At 46.1% G+C, this 1414-nt stretch carries 2 protein-coding genes; both read right to left on the bottom strand.

The window, feature by feature from the left end; translation table 11 throughout:
• Nucleotides 1–248: 248 nt before the first annotated feature.
• Nucleotides 249–518, bottom strand: coding sequence for a hypothetical protein (locus tag ACTHUT_RS20665; protein ID WP_250601599.1), 270 nt, complete (start codon nt 516–518; stop codon nt 249–251).
• A 162-nt stretch (nt 519–680) separates the two neighbouring features.
• Nucleotides 681–1414, bottom strand: a 734-nt coding sequence (locus ACTHUT_RS20660; RefSeq protein ID WP_440419674.1) for a class I tRNA ligase family protein, incomplete at its 5' end; no start/stop codon positions are given.

Below are 1414 nucleotides of genomic sequence, written 5' to 3'. Positions count from 1 at the left end.
TTGTTGTTGGTGGTGTTGGGTGTGTGTGGGGGGTGGGTTTTGATGTGTTTGGGTAAGATGGTTTCTTCTGTCATTCTTTCTCTCATTTCCTCAATCGTGAAGTTGTAGTTATAGTTCAAGAATGATAATTGGTAAGATGATATTATTTTCTCGCAATAAGAAATAATAGGAGTTTGAAAGCTATTATTTATTTTATGTGCCAAATAAGCATCGTCTAGATGAAAAAAAGTTATCATATTCTTCACCTTCTATTTTTCTGCACCGGAAATAAGCATACTTAATGTGTCAATTAGTATTTTTGCGGCTTGAATATCTAAATCGATATTAGCTACACGCATAGGCTTCATCTCTCCATATCCTTGACCATCAGATGAAAGAATTGGTGTAGGGACATGCTTAATAAATGACACATTAATGCGCATATTACTATCATTGATTTGGTAACCAGTAGAAATTGTTAAATCAGCAGATGTGTACACGCAATTGCTAGCATCGACAAGAATATTTTTTGTGTTCATTTGAGTAAAGAACCTTACTGTACATCAAGATGTCTAAGCTATTATTATAAAGTGTTACTGAATGAATGGGCAATTAATTATTCTAATGACTAATCATGCAATAAAAGCAGCCTGAAAATAACCCACCATTTTCAGGCTACCTTTCTTACAACCAAATAACCACTACCCTCTCAACTTCGCCAACTGCCCCTCAACTTTCCCCATCTTATCCGTCAAATCCGCCAAATCGGCTTTATCCTTCTCCACCAAATGCGCCGGGGCTTTGTCGGTGTAGCCGGGTTTGGACAGTTTGGCGTTGAGTTTGTCCAAGGCTTTTTGCAGTTTTTCGGCTTCTTTGGTCAGGCGGGCGGTTTCGGCGGCTTTGTCGATTTCCACTTTGAGCATCAGGCGCGCGCCGTTGCAGACGGCCACGGGCGCGTCTTCGGCTTCGGGCAGTTTGTTCACCAGCTTGGCTTCGGTGAGGCGGGTGAGCGCGGGCAGGTATTTGAGGCAGTCGGCCAAGTCGCTGCCGCCTTCGACAAACAGCGGCGCTTTGACGTTTGGCGCGATACCCATTTCGCCGCGCAGTTTGCGCACTTCTTCCACCAAGTCTTTCAATGCGGCCATTTTATCGAAGGCCGTCTGAACGATTTTCTCTTTATCGGCTTGCGGATAGGCGGCCAACATGATGCTGTCGGCGGTTTTGGCATTCGCCAGAGGCGCAACGACCTGCCACAGCTCTTCGGTAATGAACGGCATGATGGGGTGCAGCAGGCGCAGGATGGTTTCGAGTACGCGCACGAGGGTGCGGCGTGTGGGGCGCTGGGTTGTCGGGCAGCCGGTTTGGATTTGCACTTTTGCCAGCTCGATGTACCAGTCGCAATATTCGTTCCACACAAATTCGTACAGCGTTGGCG

The sequence above is a fragment of the Neisseria sp. P0022.S010 genome (assembly GCF_051956635.1).
This window is presented reverse-complemented; position numbering and strand designations above follow the sequence as displayed.

What these genes read in the sequence shown, in the direction of transcription:
- ACTHUT_RS20665 (WP_250601599.1), bottom strand. Translation starts at nt 518, where the DNA reads ATGAACACAAAAAATATTCTTGTCGATGCTAGCAATTGCGTGTACACA.